This window comes from Arthrobacter sp. AG367 (assembly GCF_007828995.1).
GTDB lineage: Bacteria > Actinomycetota > Actinomycetes > Actinomycetales > Micrococcaceae > Arthrobacter.
Genome location: NZ_VIVE01000007.1, coordinates 132,938 through 149,347 on the forward strand (window position 1 = coordinate 132,938; position 16,410 = coordinate 149,347).

Consider the following 16,410-nt stretch of genomic DNA (forward strand, 5'->3'; position numbering starts at 1 on the left):
TTGACCACTGCAACATCACTCCAGACCTCCGCCACGCCCCTGGGCCGGGATGACCTCGCCCGGCTCGTGGCCCGCGACATCGCCCCGGGCTCGTTCGTGAACCTCGGGATCGGCCAGCCCACCCTGGTGTCCAACTACCTCACCGAGGACCAGAACATCACCCTCCACACCGAGAACGGCATGCTGGGCATGGGCCCCGAAGCCAAGGGCGACGAGATCGATGAGGACCTGATCAATGCCGGCAAGATTCCCGTGACCGAACTCCCGGGCGCTTCCTACTTCCACCACGCCGACTCCTTCGCCATCATGCGCGGCGGGCACCTGGACATCTGCGTACTGGGCGCCTTCCAGGTCTCGGCCACCGGTGACCTGGCCAACTGGCACACCGGCGCACCCGGGGCGATTCCCGCCGTCGGAGGTGCCATGGACCTGGCCACCGGCGCCAAGGACGTCTTCGTCATGATGACCCTCCTGACCCGCGACGGCGCCTCCAAGATCGTCGAGGCCTGCACCTACCCGGTCACCGGCGTCAACTGCGTCACCCGCGTCTACACGGACAAGGCCGTCTTCCTCACCGGTCCCAACGGTGTCACCGTCCGCGAGACTTTTGGCTGCACCCTCGAGGAACTCCAGGAACTCATCCCCGTCCCGCTCAAGGCCGCCTCGGCCGGCTAAGGACGGCCCTAGGATTGGTTACCATGACCGACGCCGCAGGTACCGATATCCAGCCAACCCCGCAGGCCGGCGACCAGTACGTCCAGTCGCTGGCCCGCGGGCTGGCGGTGATCCGCGCCTTCGACGCCGACCGGCCGGTCATGACGCTCACCGAGGTGGCGGGCCGCACGGGCCTGACCCGTGCCACGGCACGCCGGTTCCTGCATACCCTGGTGGAGCTGGGGTACGTGCGCACCGACGGCAAGACCTTCGCGCTGACGGCCAAAGTCCTCCAGCTGGGCTACGCCTACCTCTCCGGGCTGTCGCTGCCCCAACTGGCCCAGCCGCACCTGGAGGAACTGTCCCTCAAACTCGGCGAATCGACGTCGGCCGCCGTGCTGGACGGCACCGACATCGCCTACATTGCCCGCGTCACCACGCGCCGCATCATGACCATCGGGATCACCGTGGGCACCCGGTTCCCCGCCTACGCCACCTCCATGGGCCGGGTCCTGCTGGCCCACCTGCCGGCGTCGGACCTCAAGGCCTATCTCGCCGCGGCCGACATCAAGCCCCTGACCCCCCGCGCCCTCGGGTCCGTCCAGGAACTGTTGGCCGTCCTGGAAACGGTCCGTGCACAGGGCTGGTGCCTGCTGGACCAGGAACTGGAGCTGGGCCTGATGTCCGTTGCCGCTCCTGTGTACGACGGACCCAAGGTGGTGGCCGCGGTGAACGTCTCCCTGCAGGCCCAGTCCGTGGAGGCCAAACCGGACCGGGAAGCCTACCTGGCCTCGGTGGCGCAGGAGATCATGGCCACCGCGAAACTCATCTCCGCGGACCTGACCGCCCGCGGTTAGCAATACCACCCCAGCCGTGCGTCCACTCCTGGCCTGAGTGCGCCGGGACTGTTCCTGCGCACTCAACCAGGGCCTCGCCGCGCCGCCAGGTTAAGCAAGAGGACGACGGCGGGTGCTTCCCGCCGTCGTCCTCTTCTGTTCGTTATGGGGCTGTGAATGCCCCTACCGGACGGGGTTGCCCAGCTCCCGCAGCGGCGTCTTGGCGGTCTCGCGCGCCCACCAGGCGCCGGCCACGGCGAGGATCGACGAGCCCGCCACGATCCAGGCTGCCGGTCCCCAGTTCGCCTTGTCGGCGCCCACCAGGGCGGTGCCGAGCAGCGGGGTGAAACCGGCGCACAGGATGCCGATCTGGAGCCCGATGGCCATGCCGGAGTAGCGGACCTTGACGTTGAAGAGCTCGGAGAACCAGGCCGGGTAGATCGCGTTGGACATGGCATAGGTGCCGGCGGTGATCAGCGTGCTGGTCAGGAAGATCATGGGGATGTTGCCGGTGGCGATCACCGAGAAATACACGAAGATCATGATGCCGGAGCCCAGGACGCCGATGATGAAGATGGGCCGGCGGCCGAACGTGTCCGACAGGCGCGCGGTCAGGGGCTGGGTGAAGACGGCAAGGATGTTGCCCACGATGCTGACCCACAGCATGGTGGAAGCGGGAACGCCGACGGACACGGCGTAGGCCAGGCCGAATGACTGCATGAACGTGTTGGTGACCGTTTCGAAGGACATGAGCGCCACCTGGAAGAACTGCGCCGGGTGGGTCTGGAACATCTTGGCGAACGGAAGCTTCACCAGTTCACCGTGCTCCTGCTTTTCCTCGAAGACCTCAGGTTCGGCCAGTGACCGGCGGACCAGGTAGGCGACGATGAGCACGATCAGGGAGAGCCAGAACGGGATCCGCCAGCCCCAGGCGAGGCGGTCGGCCTCGCTCATGGCAGCCACGGGCAGGAAGGCCAGGGATGCCATGACGATGCCCGCGGAAATGCCGCTCATGGCAAAGCTGGCGAAGAAGCCGCGCCGGCCCTCGGGAGCCTCTTCCGTGGAGAGGGCGGAGGCGCCGGCCGTCTCGGCGCCGGCGGAGAGGCCCTGCATCAGGCGGAGCAGGACCAGCAGCGCGGGTGCCCAGTAGCCGGCGGTGTTGAAGTCCGGCAGGGCGCCGATGAGGAACGTTGCGCTGCCCATGAGCACCAGGGTGAGCACGAGCGTATTCTTCCGGCCGATCTTGTCACCAAGGTGGCCGAACACCACGGCGCCGAAGGGCCGGGCCACGTATGCCACGCCGAACGTGGCGAAGGAGGCCAGCAAGGCAACCGTGGGGTCGCCCGCCGGGAAGAAGATCTTCGAGAAGACGAGGGAAGCGGCAGTGGCGTAGATGAAGAAGTCGTAGTACTCCAGGGCGCCGCCGAGGAATGCGGCCAGCGCTGCCTTCTTGGCGCGCTTTAGCCGGCGTTGTGCCTCAGGCGTCGGCTTGGCCTGGGCTCCTGCTGCGATGTCGGTCATGTCCGGGTTTTCCTTCCACGCTGAAGGCGGGGGATCTGTTCTATTTGTACGCATTGCGAACATGTGTGCGTAATGCGCCTAGAAAGAGGATACTAGTCGGTGACGCCAATCACAACGCCGACGGAAAGGTGCTTCACAATGGAACCCTCCCGCTTAGTCCTGATCGGATCAGCAGCTTCCAAGGCCATGTCCCCGCGCCTCTGGAATCCTGTTTTCCAGGAACTCGGCCTTGAATGGACCTACGATGCCTGGGATGTGCCGGCCGGCGGCGACCTCGACGAGGTCCGCAGGCGGCTTCTGGCGCCCGGCATCGTGGCGGCCAACGTGACCATGCCGCACAAGCACTGGGCGGCGGAAACAGCGGACGAGGCAACAGACCCAGTCCTGTTGAGCGGTGCCTGCAACCTCCTGGTTCGAAAGGGCACACGGCTGGTGGGGCACAACACCGATATATCCGCCCTGACCGCGCTGCTGGGCGGCCAGTACCAACGGCACGCCCTCCTCCTGGGCGCCGGTGGAGCGGCAAGGGCCGCGATGATCGCCCTGGAGGGGCATCTGGGGACCGTTTCCATCACTGACCGCGACCCGCACGCCGCGGCGGAATTGCTGGATCTTGCCCGGGAACGCGGCATGGACGCCCGGACGGTCTCCTGGCAGCAGGGGCAGGAGCTGTCCGCCGATGCATCCCTGATCGTGAATGCCACTCCCATCGGCAAAAGCATGTCCGACGGTCCGGCATGGGGCGACGGCCCACTCGCCCCTGACGCCGTCGTCTATGACTTCGTGTATGCCCGCCACACCACTGCAAGCGTGGCCCGGGCGCGTGGCATGGGAGTCCGGTGCATCGATGGCTGGGAGCACCTGCGGGAACAGGCGGTGGCCATGGTGCCGCTCCTGGGGCTCGACGGGCAGTCCGGGAGGCTGCTCAAGGAAACGCTGGAACGCATCCGGGCAGCCTCCTGACCGGCGGGCCGCACCCCGCACTCCAGTGCCCACCGGCCCGATATGATCGGACAGGCGCTGAAGCCCGGCGGACCCTGTGCCGGGGCGCCGACCGTCGGGAGAGGAACCGCAACGTTCATGGAGGAGCAGCCAGCCTACTTTGTGAAGTCGGTTGAGAAGGCCTTCGACGTGCTGCTCGCCTTTTCCGCCGACCAGCCACGGCTCACTGTTTCCCAGGTTGCTGCCCGGACCGACATGACCCGCGCCTCCGCGCGCCGGTTCCTCCTGACCCTGGCAGATCTTGGCTACCTCCGCGCCGAGGGCCAGGCCTTTGAACTGACCGCCCGTTCCCTGGACATCGGTCGGGCCTACCTGGCCGGCCTTACGCTTCCCGGGGTGGCCCAGCCGCACCTCAAGGAACTGGCGGAGGACCTGAACGAGACCACGGCCTTGTGCATCCTCGACGGCGGCGACGTGGTTTACGTTGCCTGCGTGCCGTCGCCGCGGCTGTTGAGCGTCTCCATTACCGTGGGGACCCGGTTTCCGGCCTGGGCGACCTCAATGGGCCGGGTGCTCCTCGCCGGAATGCCCCCGGCGCAGCTCGAGGAGTATCTCCGCACGGTCCAGCTGCACCGCTACACCGACCGCTCCATCAGCAGCATTGACGACCTGCGTTCCGAAGTGGAGCTGGCGCGTAAAAGGGGCTGGTCCATGGTTTCCCAGGAGCTCGAGGAAGGCCTGCGCGGCGTGGCCGTGCCGGTGCGGCGGGGGAACGAGGTGGTGGCTGCGGCGAATGTTTCACTGCAGACGCACCGGGCGGCCGCCCAGGACATTGAAGCGTCAGTCCTTCCCCCGTTGATGGAGACCGCGCGGCGGATCGCACTCGATTACGGCGGCCCTGGCCCAACCACCCGCGGCTGACCCTCCCTCCCGCGGTGGACCGCGCTCAAGGCCGCTTGCCATGTAACTGTTTCCACACAAGCACAGCGCACCACTCCCGCCGCAGCTGAACGGGCCATAGACTCTAGCCAACTGCGTGCAGCAGAGCCGCTGCATCGCTTGTCAGGAGGAGGGGTCGGCGGGTGAAACTGGGCATACCGCGGGAACGCCGGGAGGGCGAGCGTCGTGTGGCCGCCACGCCGGATACCGTCAGGCAGCTGGCCGGGATGGGGCTGGAGGTCCTGGTGGAGACCGGGGCGGGGGACGGCGCCGGGCACGCTGACCAGGCATACCAAAACGCCGGCGCCGCCGTCGTCCCGGAACTCAACACCACGGCCCTCGACATCCTGGCGCATGTCCGCCCCCTTGACCCGCACACCGCCGCGTCCCTGAAAAGGGGAGCCGTCACCGTGGGGCTCGCGTCGCCGTCGTCCGAGCTGCCGGCAGTGCAGGCGCTCGCGGACAACGGGGTGACCTCCTTCGCCCTTGAACTGGTGCCCCGCATTTCCCGTGCCCAGTCCATGGACGCCCTCAGCTCGCAGGCGCTGGTGGCCGGCTACCGCTGCGTGCTGGAGGCTGCCATCCGGCTGCCCCGCTTCTTCCCGCTCTACATGACGGCCGCGGGAACCATTCCGCCCGCCAGGGTCCTGGTCCTCGGAGCCGGGGTGGCGGGGCTGCAGGCCATCGGCACGGCCAAGCGCCTGGGCGCCCGGGTTTTCGCCAACGACATCCGTCCGGCTTCCGCGGACGAGGTTGCCTCCATGGGCGGCACCTTCATCCGGCTGGACCTGGAGACGGCGGAGGCGGCCGGCGGCTACGCCCGGCAGCTGAGCTCCGATGCCGGCACACGGCAGCGGCAGCTGCTGGCGCCGCACGTGGCTCAGTCGGACGTGCTGATTACGACGGCGGCAGTCCCCGGGCGCCCCGCACCCCTCCTGGTGACGCGCGGGATGGTGCAGGGCATGCGGCCCGGGTCGGTGGTGGTTGATCTCGCCGCGGAGTCCGGCGGCAACGTGGAGGGTTCGGTACCGGGCCAGGACATCCCCATCCCCACCGCCGATGGAATGGGGCACGTCACCCTGGTGGGCCTGAAGGACCCGGCCTCGGCGATGGCGTCGGACGCCTCCCGTCTTTACGCCAAGAACGTGGCCAACCTGCTGGCCCTGCTGGTGCGCCCGGATGACGCCGGTGCCGGCGGGCTCACCCTGGATTTCGACGACGAAGTGGTGGCCGGTGCCTGCCTCACCCACGACGGCGTGGTGCGGCACCAGCCCACGGCGGAGCTGCTGGCCGCCCGCGCACGTGCCGCCGCAGAGCCGGCCACGGCCGCGGCCCGGCAGGAAGGAACGCTCTGATGGACGGAACAGCCCTGCTGACCATTACGGTACTGGCGGTGTTCGTCGGCTTCGAAGTGGTGTCCAAGGTCTCCAGCACCCTGCACACGCCGCTGATGTCCGGTGCCAACGCCATCCACGGCATCATCCTTGTCGGTGCCATCATTGTGGCCGGCCAGGCAGCAGACCCATGGGTCCTGGCGGTGGCGCTGCTCGCCGTTGTCCTTGCCACCGCCAACCTGGTGGGCGGGTTCGTGGTGACGGACCGGATGCTGCACATGTTCCATGCCAGGAAGGACGCAGCCCCAAAAGGTGCCGCGCAGCCTGAAACGGGCAGCAAATGAGCCTCCTCGACCCCATCGGGACCTCCCTGCTCTACCTCGTCGCGGCGGTCTGCTTCATCCTGGCCCTGCGCGGGCTCAGTTCCCCGCGGACCGCGCGCCGCGGAAACCTGGTGGGCGCACTCGGTGCGCTGATCGCCGTCGTCACGGTGTTCCTGTCCGCCCGACTGGAGAACATCCCCTGGATCCTGGCCGCCATCGCGGTGGGCAGCGTGGTGGCGGCACCCGTGGCCCGGCGCGTGAAGATGACGCAGATGCCCCAACTGGTGGCGCTGTTCAACGGCGTGGGCGGCGGCGCGGCTGCCTTGGTGGCCCTCCTGGAACTGGGCCATGCCGGCAATCCCTGGGTCCGCGTGGCCATCGTGTTCACGCTCCTGGTGGGTGCCGTTTCCTTCGCCGGTTCCGGCGTCACCTTCGCCAAGCTGCAGGAACTGATGACCACCCGGCCCGTGGTGTTCCCGGGCCTCCCGGTGGTGATGGCCGTGGTCCTGCTCGCCGCAGTGGCCGCCGGCGTGGCCGTGGTGCTCACCGCCTCGCTGCCCCTTGCGGTCCTGCTGTTGCTGCTGGGCCTTGCCGCCGGCGTCCTGCTGGTGCTGCCAGTAGGCGGCGCCGACGTGCCAATCGTCATCTCGCTGCTGAACGCCTTCACCGGCCTGGCCGTTGCGGCGTCCGGCCTGGTGCTGGGCAACGTCCTGCTGGTGGTGGCCGGGACCCTGGTGGGGGCTTCGGGCACCATCCTCACCCGGGCCATGGCCGCCGCCATGGGCCGGAGCGTGGCGGGCATCCTGTTCGGGGCTTTCAGGGGAGGTTCGACGGCGGGGTCCACCGCCGTGAGCGAGCGTCCGGTCCGTTCGTCCTCGGCCGAGGACGTGGCGGTCCTTTTGGGGTACGCCCAGCGGGTGATCATCGTCCCCGGCTACGGCCTGGCCGTGGCGCAGGGCCAACATACGGCCGCCGAGCTGGCCCTGGCCCTGGAGGCCCGAGGCATCGAAGTGGATTTTGCCATCCATCCCGTGGCCGGCCGGATGCCCGGACACATGAACGTGCTCCTGGCCGAGGCCAACGTCCCGTACGAGTCGCTCAAGGAGATGGGCGAGATCAACCCGCAGTTCAAGACGACGGACGTGGCCCTGGTGGTGGGCGCCAACGACGTGGTGAACCCCGCCGCCAAGACTTCGTCCGGCTCACCGATCTACGGCATGCCCATCCTTGAAGTGGCGGAGGCGCGGCAGGTGGTGTTCCTCAAGCGGTCCATGCGCCCGGGATTCGCCGGCATCGAGAACGACCTGCTGTATGAACCCCAGACATCGCTGCTGTTCGGCGACGCCAAGGACTCCCTGGCCCAGGTGCTGGGCGCGGTCAAGGCCCTGTAGGCGCGGAACGGCGCACCGGGCGGGTTACCCTTCTCTCAGAAGCTTGCTTTCCATCCGCCATCAGAGGACGCCATGACTGACAACAGCTCCACTTCGCCCAAACGTGCCGCCATCATCGTCAATCCTGCCAAGCCGGTGGATATCGACGTGCGCGGCCTGGTGGCCAAGCACTGCGTGGAAAACGGGTGGGGGGAAGCCATTTGGCTGGAAACCACCAAGGAGGATCCGGGCGTCGGCCAGGCGAAGGAAGCGCTGGCCCAGGGTGCGGACATCGTGATCGCGGCCGGCGGCGACGGCACCGTGAGGTGCGTTGCCGAGGTCCTGGCCGGCAGCGACACCCCCATGGGCCTGCTGCCGCTGGGGACGGGCAACCTGCTGGCGCGCAACCTGGGCATGGACGTCACCGACTACGACGGCGCCATGGCCGGGGCCCTCATCGGCACGGAGCGGAAGATCGACGTGGTCCGGGCCCGGCGCAGCGACCCGGACAAGGACCAGCTCTTCCTGGTCATGGCCGGCCTGGGCTATGACGCCACCATCATGGCGGACACCAACGAGGACCTGAAGGACAAGGTGGGCTGGCTGGCCTACGTGGACGCCGGCATCCGGAACCTGCCCGGCAAACCGGTCAAGGCTACCGTGGTGATCGACGGCAAGCCCGTGGTGCACCGGGGCGTCCGCAGCGTGATGGTGGGCAACTGCGGCAAGGTCCAGGGCGGTCTTGAAATCTTCCCTGATGCCAAGGTGGACGACGGCCTGCTGGACATCGCCATCCTGGCTCCCCACCACGGAAAGCTGGGGTGGCTCTCCGTGGTGGCGGGAATGATCGGCAAGGGCCGCGGCAAGGACACCGCCGTGGAGTACTTCCAGGGCAAGACCGTTGAGATCACGCTGGAACACAAGGACGACTACCAGTTGGACGGGGACCACGAAGGCGAGAGCAAGCACGTGCTCATGACCATGGAGCCCGGCGCCCTGACCTTGCGGATGTAGGGCGGTTTAGCCCAGCAGCCGTCCCCAGCGTGGTTCCAGCAACGGCGCGCCTGCCAGTTTCAGAGCGTGCCAGAGGGTGACGGCAACGGAGTCCAACACCGGCACTCCGGTGCTGTCCTCGATTTCGGCGGCGATGTTGGCCCCGTAGAGGTTGGTGCACAGGTACACCAGGGCGTCCGGGGCATTGGCTGCGAGTTCCAGGGACCCCGGGCGCACCTCGTCGTCGGTGACCCGGGCAAAGGACTCGTTGTCGCTCAAACCCAGCGCCCGGTGGTCCACGGTCTTGATGCCTTCGCGCTCGTAGCAGGCGATGACCCGGTGGTTCACGTCCGCGGTGTAGGGGGTGAACAGGCCGATCCGCTCCGTGCCGAAGGTCCGGAAGGCTTCCAGGTAGGCAAGCGTGGAGGTGGTGGCGGGGATGCCCGTGGCGCCGCTGATCCCGGCCGCCAACTCCTGGTCGTGCGCCGGGCCCAGCCACGAGCCTGACGTGCCGTTCCAGGCAATCACGTCCACGTCCGCCGTCGCCAGCAGCGCTGCTGCCTCCTGCATGACTGTGGGATCGAACTGGCGGTCGGAGGAGTCATCGAGCGCGATGCGGGTGACTGGGATCCGGGTGAAGTGCACCGTGACGTCGGTGCGGCCGCCCAGGATGCGGTAGGTCTGCGGTTCCAGGCAGGTGTTGGAGGACGGCACGATCATGCCGATCCGGCGGGGGCGTGTGCTTGCAGGCATGGGGGCTCCTAGAGGGCGGCGGCGAGTCGGGAAGCTTCGGGGGCAGCAGACTGGTGCTGCCGGAAGCCGGTGCGGTTGATGAAGCGGCCCACGGCGCCGGGGTCATGGAAGCCGTCCGCGTCCAGGACCACGCGTCCCTTGGAAACAACGACGGCGGGCCAGCCCGTGAGTGCCTTCCCGTCAAAAGGCGAGAAGTCCGTTCCCATGTGCAGGGCCGCGCCGTTCACGGTGCGTTCCTCTGCGGGGTCGAAAACCACCAGGTCGGCGTCGAACCCCTCGGCGATGCAGCCTTTGCCGGGCACGGCGTTGATCCGTGCCGGCGCGGCAGCGAAAGCCTCCACGAACTGCTCCACGGTTGCCCCGGCGGAGGTCATCGCGGTGAACGTCACCGGCATCCGCGTCTCCACGCCGGGCAGTCCGTGCGGCATGGCGCGCACGTCGTCGGTGCGCTCGCGCTTCTGGGACAGGTCGTAGCAGGAGTGGTCGGAGGACATGGTGTGGATGGCTCCGGACACCAGCCGCTCCTTGAGGGCGGCCACGGTTTCCGGGCTGCGCATGGGCGGGCAGCAGGCGAACCACTCGGGGAAGGTGGATCCGTAGACGGAATCGTCCAGCGTGACGTAATGCGGGCAGGTCTCGGAGTAGGCCTCCAGTCCTCGGGAGCGGGCTTCGCTCACCAGGTCCACTGCCCCGGGCGTGGACTGGTGGACGAAGTACACCGGTGCGCCGGTGTACTCGGCCATGGCCAGGGTTTCCTTGACCGAGATCTCCTCGGCCAGTTCCGGCCGGGTCCGGTGCAGCTGTTCGATGCCGATCCGCCCGTCCTCCGCGTGCTGGGCGGTGCAGTCGGCGATGATGGGATCGTGTTCGGCGTGGATGTACGTCAACCCGTCCAGCCGGACCATTTCCCGCATGACCTTCAGGATGGTGTCGCCGTCCGCCATGGTGGTGCCCCGGTTGGTGGTGTACATCTTCACCGACCGGACGCCTTCCGCTGCCAGCTGCTCAAGCTGCCACGGGACGGTTTCGTCCCAGGTGACCACGGCGCCGTGAAGGGCAACATCGCAGCGGGACTCCGTGGCGAGTTCCTTCTTGTACAGGGCGGCGGCGAGCGGGGTTTCCTGGGCGTCGCGGGGAATTCCGAAATCGATGATGGTGGTGGTTCCGCCCCACAGCGCTGCCGTGGAGGTGGTCCGGTAGTCGTCCAGGGTGCGGAATCGCCCCGTGACCTGGGCCACGTGGCAGTGTCCGTCCACGCCGCCGGGGATCACGAGTTTGCCCGCCGCGTCGATGGTGCGGTCCGCCGCGGGGACGGGTCCGGCGGCGTCGACGAGCCGGGCAATGCGGCCGTCGTGGACCACGACGTGCGCCTCCCGGCGGCCGTGGCTGTTCACCACGATGGCGTTGGCAATGACGAGTTGTGGCTGGTGGGACATCGGTGTCCTCCTAAAGTTGTTGGGCTCTGGCTAGGCGGCGGGCTGGGGGGTGCCGGCGTGCTCCTGGCGGGCGGCAAGGGCCGCGTCCAGATTTGGCGACAGGCCCTTGCGGTCCTTGGCCGGCGGCGGGGCGAAGGCGCCGGCGCGGTGCGGCCCGGATTGCAGGGCGGCAACGGCCTCGGCCATGCGGATGCCTGCGGAGATGCCATCCACCACAGGGACGGGTATCTGCCCCGTGAGGTCGCGGGCCAGGCCGGCCAGCGGGGCGCCGGCAAGGATCACGACGTCGGCGCCGTCCTCCGCCACGGCCTGCCGGCTGAGTGCCAGCAGGGTTTCCCTGAAGTCCTGCTGGACGGAGGCGATGCTGGTCAGGGAGTCATTGATGGAACGGATGGAGGCCAGCCGTCCGGCAAGTCCGAACTGCTCCACGCACTCGCGGTACCAGGGCTTGATCCGGTCCGAGATGGCGATGATGGAGAACCGGTGGCCCTGCAGTGCTGCTGCGCACAGGGCGGCCTCGGTGATCCCGATGACGGGCACCTCGGCCAGTTCCTTGAGGGCCGGCATTCCCGGGTCCCCGAAGGCAGCCACCACCACGGCGTCCACCGGGTCTGCGCCGGGACGGGTGTGTTCGGCAATGATCTCTGCCACGGCACCCGCGGCGATGAGGGCTTCGAAGCGGGTCTCGATGTACTCCACGCCGTGCCCGGCAGTCCTGACCAGCAGTTCGGTGCCGGCGGAGGCGGAACGGAGCGCCTCGGATTCAATCAGCGCGGTGACATCGGCGCTGATGTTGGGGTTGATGACCAGGAGTTTCATTTTCTCTTCCGGTGGAATTCTGGTTCGGTCTTCTGGAAGTCCTCGGGAAACTGGTCCCGGTACTTTCCAATGTGTGATGCGGACTGGGCGGCTGCCTTGTCCGGATCGCCGCTGGCAATGGCGGTGTACAGGTCGCGGTGTTCGCGGATGAGTTCGGGCAGGTCGCTGACATGCCGGAACAGCCAGTGCATGCGGCCCTGGAGGGGTTCCAGGGCGGACTTGAGGAAGTTGTTGTCCGCGATGCGGGTGATGGCGTCGTGGAATTCGCTGTTGGAGCGGTGCGCCTCCATCACTGATCCCTTGGCCAGGAAGGTTTCCGCATCGTCCAGCAGCCCCTTCAAATGGGCGAGGTCCTCCTTGGTGGCCCGTTTGGCGGCGAGCCGGCAGGCCAGGACTTCCAGGGACTGGCGGACATCGAAGAGGTCCTCCACGTCCTTGGGGCTGAGGCTGCTCACCTCAGCCCCGCGGGCGCCCCGGTCGCTGATCAGGCCTTCCTGGCGAAGCATGCGCAGGGCCTCGCGGACCGGCAGCCGGGAGACGGAGAATTCGGCTGCCAGGTCGCGTTCCACCAGCCGCGTGCCGGGAGCGTAGTGTCCTTCGAAAATCCTGGTGCGGAGGGTATCCCGGACAGTCTCGCGGAGGGGGCGGTCCTTGTCCTGGGTCTCTTCTGCGGTCAGCATGATGCTCCATTCGGATTTTGTACGGCACTGCTCCCGGCTGCGGGGGCGTTGGTTGCAAGTTTCCCTGCGAGGGTCAGCTTAGACAGGAAGCCGCTTGTTGTAGTTCAGCGTCAGGACTGAGGCGCCCATGATCACCGCGGAACCCACGAAGTACAGCAGCGCCCAGGTGTAGGAACCTGTGGCTCCGACGATCAGGCCGACGGCGATCGGCGTGACGAAGCCGGAGATGTTACCGCTGAAGTTCATGGCACCGCCCAGGACGCCTGCGTTGGTGCGGCCGCCCAGGATGGAGGGGATGCTCCAGAACAGGCCCACCCAGCGCAGGAAGAACATGACGAGGGAGAGCAGGACCACAGCGGTGGTGGGGTCCGGGACCACGGTGACGCCCACCAGGCCGCCGATCACCACGACACTCGAGATGCCCAGGAGGGTGCGCATCACCCGGTTGGCTGACGCGCCGGATGCACGCCACTTGTCCGCAATGGTGCCGCCCAGGATTTCACCGACGAAGCCGGCACCGAAGATGACGAAGGTGGACCAGCCGATGGTCTTCAAGTCGAAGCCCTTGGCCTGGGCGAGATAGAGCGGGCCCCAGGTCAGCAGGCCATAGAACACTCCATTGAAGCCGAGCCAGCCGAAGCACATCGCCCAGAAGGAGCGGAACTTGAGGTAGGGGAGCAGTGCGCGTTTGCCCTGGCTGCCGTCGAGCTCAGCTTCGGCATCCTCGGCAGCGTGCGACGCTTCGATGTACTCGGCTTCGGCGGCATTGACACCGCGGTGCTGCCGCGGGTCGTCGCGGACGTACCACCAGACGGCCAGGCCCATCAGGACTGTTGCGGCGCCGGCGATGACGAACGAACTGCGCCAACTGCCCGTCGCTGCGATGAGGCCGGCGATGAGGATGCCGCCAAGGCCTGCACCCAGCGGGGCGCCGGCGTCCAGGATGGTGGCACCGCGGCCGCGCTCCGACTTGTGCATCCAGATGGCGTTGAGCTTGCCGCCGGCGGGCATGACGCCTGCTTCGGTCACGCCGATGCCGAGGCGGGCGATAAACATGCTCAGGAAGCCGCCGGCCATGCCGGATGCGGCCGTTGCCGCGCCCCAGCCCACGCAGGAGGCGGTCATCACCTTGCGGGGACCGAACTTGTCGATGAGCAGGCCCACAGGGATCTGCATCAGGGCGTAGGTCCAGAAGAAGGCGGAGAGCAGCAGGCCCACCAGTTCCGGGGCGAGGTCGAACTCCTTTTGGATGATGGGCAGGGCCACCGAGATGGAGCCGCGGTCGATGTAGTTGACGGACACCAGGACCAGGAGCAGCAGGAACAGCCGCCAGCGGACGGAGGTGCGCCGTTGCGTTCCGTCCTTTCCGCGCGTTTCGGTAGTGCCGGGGGTGGCCTCGTCGGACGTGGCCGTTGTTTCAGTGTTTGGGATGGACACAGCTTCTCCTTCACGGGGAAGTTTACGGATGGGGAGGATGCGAATGGTGCGTTGTACGTACGTGCCGGGCAGGGTTGTTGCGCCTGCCGGCAGGGGCCGCTGGACGATCCGGAGCGTTGAGCGGGAAATGCACTTTTGGGATCCCAATTTGGGATCCCAAAATCAAAGGTAGAAGTGACTCCGGCCACTGTCAAGGGTTTTTGCCGGCCGGGCGCTGCAGGGGCCCTGCTGACGGATTGTGACTGCCGCGCACGGGTAAGGCCGGGCGGCAGCAGCGCGGAAAGCTCAACGCGCCGTGGGGGATCCGTCCGGCCGGTGGGACAGGATCTCGGCCAGTTCCGCCAGCCGGTGGGCCCGCGCGGACTCGGCCGGCGTAAACGGCTCATCCGGCCGGGAGAAGGTGATGGGGCCATGCCAGGCCGTGGGGATCTTAAGGTGCGTCCCGTCGTCGGACGCTTTGAAGCCGGCGTCCGACGGCGGCACAATCCGTGCGTGCAGCAGCTCGGCCACCGCCAGGGGGAGTTCGTCCGGGGTGGCGGCAATCCTCGCTGCCAGGCTGAGCGCCCGGGTTTGCCCGTCAGCCATGGCCAGGGCGGTGGTGGGCCAGGCGTGAGGACTGCTGCCGCCGCCGTCGTGAAGTGCCGCCAGCAGTTCCCGTTCGCCCACGTCCCCGGGCACCGAGAGGACAAACTCATCCAGGACCCCAGCCGGTACCGGGTGGACGTGGATGCTCAGGATGTTGGTGTCCAGCCGGGCCAGCGCCGCCGTGATCCGCTGCAGCGAACCGGGCCGGTCCTGGAGAAGCGTCCGCGCCCGCCACAGGGACGGCGCCGACGCCAGCTGCCGCCGGTGCCGGAGGGCCGGGGCGTGCAGCCAGCGCAGCAGGATCCGGGCAGCCGAGGGCTCGGCCACCCAGATCACCAGGACTGTGGCCGTCAGGGTCAGCACCAGGACCTTGGCCACATAGGGAAGGTGGGTCTCCACCACCAGGGCGTGGACCAGCAGCTCGATGGGCAGCATCACGGCGACGTTCGCCAAGGTCAGCCGCGCCTTGGGCGGCTCAGGCATCAGGCCGCAGACCTCGCAGCGCAGTTCGGCAGCGGGTGTGTTGTGGGCAGGGCGCTTCATGACACAAGCATGGTGCGGTGCTGTTTCCACCGCATTGCCTCCCGATTCCATTCATGGGAACGCGCCGGGGGCCTTCCGGGTCCCGCACCGTAGGATTTATCAGGAACGTCAGCGCGGCCGCCCGTCAGAATCCACCCCAGGAAGGCGCTGCCCGTGAAGTTGTTTGCTGAAATGTTCAGCATTGCCCCCGGCAACAAGGACCACCACCCCGCGTTCAGGTGCGCCGTGGGCGTCTTCGTTCCGCTGATCACGCTGGTGCTGCTCGGCAGGCTGGACCTGGCAATTTTCGCGTCCTTCGGCGCCTTCACCGGAATCTACGGCCGCGGCGAACCCCACGCCGTCCGGTTTATCCTGCAGCTGCGCGCCGGTCTGCTGATGCTGCTCGTCATGCTCCTGGCGGCGCTGGCGGCGCGCATGGGTCCCGCCTGGGGCCTGGACGCCCCCACCCACACGTGGCTGCTGGTCCTGGCCACCACGCTGGTGGCCGGCGCCTGTTCGGTTGCCATTTCCTGGCTCAGGCTGCGCCCCGGCGGCTCGCTCTTCCATATCTTCGCCTTCGCCGCCATCGCATCCATTCCCAACCAGCCGCCGCTCTGGCAAGGCATGCTGGTGGCCGTCCTGACCACGGTGTTCGCCCTGCTGGTCGGCTTCTCGTCCCGCATCCTTCCCAGCCACAGGACTCCCTGGGCCAGGCCTCCCCGCATCCGCCGCACTCCCGCGGAGAAGCGCGCGGCCTGGGTTGAAGGGCTCGGCTACCTGGTGGCCGCAGGCCTTGCCGGCACGCTGGCCACGTGGGCGGGGGAGCGCCTGGGGTTCGGGCACAACTACTGGGCCATGGTTGCTGCCGTGGTGCCGCTGGTGGGCCACACCACCAGGCACCGGGTGCGCCGCGGCATACAAAGGATCATCGGCACGGTCCTGGGCCTGCTGGTCCTCGCGGCCGTGCTGCTGGTGGGCCTGCAGCCGTGGCAAACCGTGCTGGTGATGGCGCTGTGCCAGTTCGGGGCCGAGATGTTCATCATCCGCCAGTACCTTCTGGCCCAGGTTTTCGTGACACCCCTCGCGCTGGTCTCAACACTGCTGGTGGTCCCGGCGTCACCCTCCATCTTGCTGCGCGACCGCATCATCGAGACCGTGATCGGCGCCGCCGTCGGCATTGCCGTGGTGCTGGCGCCCGGCGCATGGCGCCGGATCAGGCAAAGGACGACGGCGGCCTGACCGCCTTGTGCCCGTCCCTGCAACACC

Annotated in this window: 16 protein-coding genes; 9 read left to right on the forward strand and 7 right to left on the reverse strand. The window is 67.9% G+C overall.

Annotated elements, in window-relative coordinates; genetic code table 11:
* Window positions 1–675 (forward strand): 3-oxoacid CoA-transferase subunit B, encoded by a 675-nt coding sequence (locus FB478_RS16870; RefSeq protein WP_056392424.1) that lies wholly within the window; start codon window positions 1–3, stop codon window positions 673–675.
* A gap of 23 nt (window positions 676–698) precedes the next feature.
* Complete coding sequence (locus FB478_RS16875; protein ID WP_056392426.1) at window positions 699–1,511, forward strand: IclR family transcriptional regulator C-terminal domain-containing protein; 813 nt, start codon at window positions 699–701, stop codon at window positions 1,509–1,511.
* Between the two features lie 162 nt (window positions 1,512–1,673).
* Here the strand turns inward: FB478_RS16875 and FB478_RS16880 are convergent, their stop codons facing one another.
* On the reverse strand, window positions 1,674–3,011 hold the full coding sequence (locus tag FB478_RS16880) for an MFS transporter (RefSeq protein ID WP_056392427.1): 1,338 nt from the start codon (window positions 3,009–3,011) through the stop codon (window positions 1,674–1,676).
* Between the two features lie 138 nt (window positions 3,012–3,149).
* On the opposite strand from FB478_RS16880, the gene FB478_RS16885 reads away from it, so the two are divergent.
* The 6 genes from FB478_RS16885 (at window position 3,150) to FB478_RS16910 (ending at window position 8,933) form a co-directional block, all read left to right on the forward strand.
* On the forward strand, window positions 3,150–3,974 hold the full coding sequence (locus tag FB478_RS16885) for a shikimate dehydrogenase (RefSeq protein ID WP_134164876.1): 825 nt from the start codon (window positions 3,150–3,152) through the stop codon (window positions 3,972–3,974).
* A gap of 117 nt (window positions 3,975–4,091) precedes the next feature.
* A complete protein-coding gene (locus tag FB478_RS16890; protein ID WP_056392429.1) occupies window positions 4,092–4,874 on the forward strand; it encodes an IclR family transcriptional regulator C-terminal domain-containing protein in 783 nt (260 codons plus the stop codon).
* Window positions 4,875–5,035: 161 nt separating this feature from the next.
* On the forward strand, window positions 5,036–6,247 hold the full coding sequence (locus FB478_RS16895; protein ID WP_018769789.1) for a Re/Si-specific NAD(P)(+) transhydrogenase subunit alpha: 1,212 nt from the start codon (window positions 5,036–5,038) through the stop codon (window positions 6,245–6,247).
* On the forward strand, window positions 6,247–6,570 hold the full coding sequence (locus FB478_RS16900; protein ID WP_056392431.1) for an NAD(P) transhydrogenase subunit alpha: 324 nt from the start codon (window positions 6,247–6,249) through the stop codon (window positions 6,568–6,570). The genes FB478_RS16895 and FB478_RS16900 overlap by 1 nt, the downstream gene beginning before the upstream one ends.
* Window positions 6,567–7,940: an NAD(P)(+) transhydrogenase (Re/Si-specific) subunit beta gene (locus tag FB478_RS16905; protein WP_018769787.1), complete on the forward strand. Its 1,374-nt coding sequence runs from the start codon at window positions 6,567–6,569 to the stop codon at window positions 7,938–7,940. The genes FB478_RS16900 and FB478_RS16905 overlap by 4 nt, the downstream gene beginning before the upstream one ends.
* A 72-nt stretch (window positions 7,941–8,012) precedes the next feature.
* Window positions 8,013–8,933: a diacylglycerol kinase family protein gene (locus FB478_RS16910; protein ID WP_056392433.1), complete on the forward strand. Its 921-nt coding sequence runs from the start codon at window positions 8,013–8,015 to the stop codon at window positions 8,931–8,933.
* A 6-nt stretch (window positions 8,934–8,939) separates the two neighbouring features.
* Here FB478_RS16910 and FB478_RS16915 read toward each other — a convergent pair whose 3' ends face one another.
* The 6 genes from FB478_RS16915 to FB478_RS16940 form a co-directional block, all read right to left on the reverse strand.
* On the reverse strand, window positions 8,940–9,665 hold the full coding sequence (locus FB478_RS16915) for an aspartate/glutamate racemase family protein (RefSeq protein ID WP_056392435.1): 726 nt from the start codon (window positions 9,663–9,665) through the stop codon (window positions 8,940–8,942).
* 8 nt (window positions 9,666–9,673) lie between these two features.
* Window positions 9,674–11,101 (reverse strand): amidohydrolase family protein, encoded by a 1,428-nt coding sequence (locus FB478_RS16920; protein WP_144601152.1) that lies wholly within the window; start codon window positions 11,099–11,101, stop codon window positions 9,674–9,676.
* Between the two features lie 30 nt (window positions 11,102–11,131).
* Window positions 11,132–11,920: an aspartate/glutamate racemase family protein gene (locus FB478_RS16925; RefSeq protein WP_056392439.1), complete on the reverse strand. Its 789-nt coding sequence runs from the start codon at window positions 11,918–11,920 to the stop codon at window positions 11,132–11,134.
* Complete coding sequence (locus FB478_RS16930; protein ID WP_018769782.1) at window positions 11,917–12,600, reverse strand: GntR family transcriptional regulator; 684 nt, start codon at window positions 12,598–12,600, stop codon at window positions 11,917–11,919. Before FB478_RS16930 ends, FB478_RS16925 begins: the two co-directional genes overlap by 4 nt.
* Before the next feature lie 78 nt (window positions 12,601–12,678).
* A complete protein-coding gene (locus FB478_RS16935; RefSeq protein ID WP_056392441.1) occupies window positions 12,679–14,037 on the reverse strand; it encodes an MFS transporter in 1,359 nt (452 codons plus the stop codon).
* Between the two features lie 285 nt (window positions 14,038–14,322).
* Window positions 14,323–15,165 (reverse strand): ACT domain-containing protein, encoded by an 843-nt coding sequence (locus FB478_RS16940; protein ID WP_134164881.1) that lies wholly within the window; start codon window positions 15,163–15,165, stop codon window positions 14,323–14,325.
* Window positions 15,166–15,318: 153 nt separating this feature from the next.
* Here FB478_RS16940 and FB478_RS16945 point away from each other — a divergent pair, with 153 nt between their 5' ends.
* Window positions 15,319–16,383, forward strand: coding sequence for an FUSC family protein (locus FB478_RS16945; protein WP_134164882.1), 1,065 nt, complete (start codon window positions 15,319–15,321; stop codon window positions 16,381–16,383).
* Window positions 16,384–16,410 lie beyond the last annotated feature (27 nt).

What these genes read in the sequence shown, in the direction of transcription:
- FB478_RS16930 (WP_018769782.1), bottom strand. Translation starts at nt 12,600, where the DNA reads ATGCTGACCGCAGAAGAGACCCAGGACAAGGACCGCCCCCTCCGCGAG.
- FB478_RS16905 (WP_018769787.1), top strand. Translation starts at nt 6,567, where the DNA reads ATGAGCCTCCTCGACCCCATCGGGACCTCCCTGCTCTACCTCGTCGCG.
- FB478_RS16925 (WP_056392439.1), bottom strand. Translation starts at nt 11,920, where the DNA reads ATGAAACTCCTGGTCATCAACCCCAACATCAGCGCCGATGTCACCGCG.
- FB478_RS16915 (WP_056392435.1), bottom strand. Translation starts at nt 9,665, where the DNA reads ATGCCTGCAAGCACACGCCCCCGCCGGATCGGCATGATCGTGCCGTCC.
- FB478_RS16920 (WP_144601152.1), bottom strand. Translation starts at nt 11,101, where the DNA reads ATGTCCCACCAGCCACAACTCGTCATTGCCAACGCCATCGTGGTGAAC.
- FB478_RS16875 (WP_056392426.1), top strand. Translation starts at nt 699, where the DNA reads ATGACCGACGCCGCAGGTACCGATATCCAGCCAACCCCGCAGGCCGGC.
- FB478_RS16910 (WP_056392433.1), top strand. Translation starts at nt 8,013, where the DNA reads ATGACTGACAACAGCTCCACTTCGCCCAAACGTGCCGCCATCATCGTC.
- FB478_RS16880 (WP_056392427.1), bottom strand. Translation starts at nt 3,011, where the DNA reads ATGACCGACATCGCAGCAGGAGCCCAGGCCAAGCCGACGCCTGAGGCA.
- FB478_RS16900 (WP_056392431.1), top strand. Translation starts at nt 6,247, where the DNA reads ATGGACGGAACAGCCCTGCTGACCATTACGGTACTGGCGGTGTTCGTC.
- FB478_RS16940 (WP_134164881.1), bottom strand. Translation starts at nt 15,165, where the DNA reads ATGAAGCGCCCTGCCCACAACACACCCGCTGCCGAACTGCGCTGCGAG.
- FB478_RS16890 (WP_056392429.1), top strand. Translation starts at nt 4,092, where the DNA reads ATGGAGGAGCAGCCAGCCTACTTTGTGAAGTCGGTTGAGAAGGCCTTC.
- FB478_RS16885 (WP_134164876.1), top strand. Translation starts at nt 3,150, where the DNA reads ATGGAACCCTCCCGCTTAGTCCTGATCGGATCAGCAGCTTCCAAGGCC.